This is a genomic window from Acetanaerobacterium elongatum (genome assembly GCF_900103835.1).
In the GTDB taxonomy this organism is placed as follows: domain Bacteria; phylum Bacillota; class Clostridia; order Oscillospirales; family Ruminococcaceae; genus Acetanaerobacterium; species Acetanaerobacterium elongatum.
In genome coordinates, this window is record NZ_FNID01000073.1 from 1 (window position 1) to 1,224 (window position 1,224).

Sequence of the window (1,224 nt, forward strand, 5' to 3'; positions counted from 1 at the left end):
TTCATCATTCTATCACTGGAGGACCTCTTTTCGCTATAAGCGTTCTAATTCCACCAGCAGAGCTGGTGGTTTTTTGCGCTGAAGCTACAACAAAAGCGTACCGTCGGATAAACTCCGGCGGTACGCCTTTGTGTATGGTTATGTATTTTTTACTGTGCCGACTGCATCATCTGATATACGGCGGGAAAAAGGGATGTTATCAGAATCTGCGCACCGGTAAAGATATCAAGCACACCGTGGCCCACCATCAGCGGCGCCAGCTTTCGTTTTCTATAGTAGAGAATACCCAGCACCAGCATCAGCGGCAGGAACGAGAGGAACCTAAACAGGATATGCCGTACATCCCACAGAAGCGGCATAAAGCTGTGCTGCAGGGCGTAAAAGAACACCGCATAGCCTATTGCCAGTACCTTGTTGCCGGTAATCTCCTCAATCCTTGTTAAGGAATAGCCAAAATAGAGCGGCATTTCTGCAAAAACAACCGTCAGCGGAAGCAGTATGGCATTGATTACAGCCAGCCACACCGGAACGGGCTGCACCACAATAGTGGGTACATATCCATAGATTAAAAACCCGAAGCCGTACATGCCGCCCATACCTAAAGCAAGCATCAGCAGCACAATCAGAATGGTGGACTTAAAGTTAAGCTGGCCTTTTTGATAACCGATAATGGACTTTAGCGTCGTCTTTTCCGCCCTGCAGACAAGCAGCAATACCAGTATGGTAATGATATTGCATAGCGTGAACAACACCGACCACCACTTGCTGGTCTCTTCAAGGGATTGGTTAAGCAAGGCGGCCAGCAGGGCACTCAGGGCAATAAACAGTATACTTCTGAACAGCGGCAGGATAAACGGCAGGGTTTTCTTCATTCTTAAATGTCCTCTCATAAACAGATTCTAATTTTTTCAGTCTTTTTTGTTAATGAAATAAACCGCCTTATCGTAATCGTTCTTGTGCACATAAACATAGTAAAGCTTCAAAACGGAATGATTTAGGCCGAAGGTGCCAAACGCCCGATTGGAACCGAAAGCAGTAGGGCTGGATAAGTCTGATACCTTCATATCGTAACGGATGTCGTTTTGCGCCAATATCTGCTTGATACGTGCATACTCCTCCAGGGAGTTTCCCATATAAAAGACCATTCCTTTCTGCGAAAGGCACCAACAAGACATGAAACGGAGTTGGTGCAACTCGCAGTCAAAATAAAACTCTGCTATACTT

The 1,224-nt window shown here is 46.1% G+C and carries 2 protein-coding genes; both read right to left on the reverse strand.

Annotation, left to right across the window (positions count from 1 at the left end):
- Positions 1-149 precede the first annotated feature (149 nt).
- Positions 150-872, reverse strand: a complete 723-nt coding sequence (locus BLR50_RS14220; protein ID WP_092643821.1) for a CPBP family glutamic-type intramembrane protease — start codon at positions 870-872, stop codon at positions 150-152.
- 36 nt (positions 873-908) lie between these two features.
- On the reverse strand, positions 909-1,133 hold the full coding sequence (locus BLR50_RS14225) for a hypothetical protein (RefSeq protein WP_092643824.1): 225 nt from the start codon (positions 1,131-1,133) through the stop codon (positions 909-911).
- Between the last annotated feature and the right edge of the window lie 91 nt (positions 1,134-1,224).

Excerpts from the sequence above, each read along its gene's own strand:
- BLR50_RS14225 (WP_092643824.1), bottom strand. The coding sequence starts at position 1,133 with ATGGGAAACTCCCTGGAGGAGTATGCACGTATCAAGCAGATATTGGCG.
- BLR50_RS14220 (WP_092643821.1), bottom strand. The coding sequence starts at position 872 with ATGAAGAAAACCCTGCCGTTTATCCTGCCGCTGTTCAGAAGTATACTG.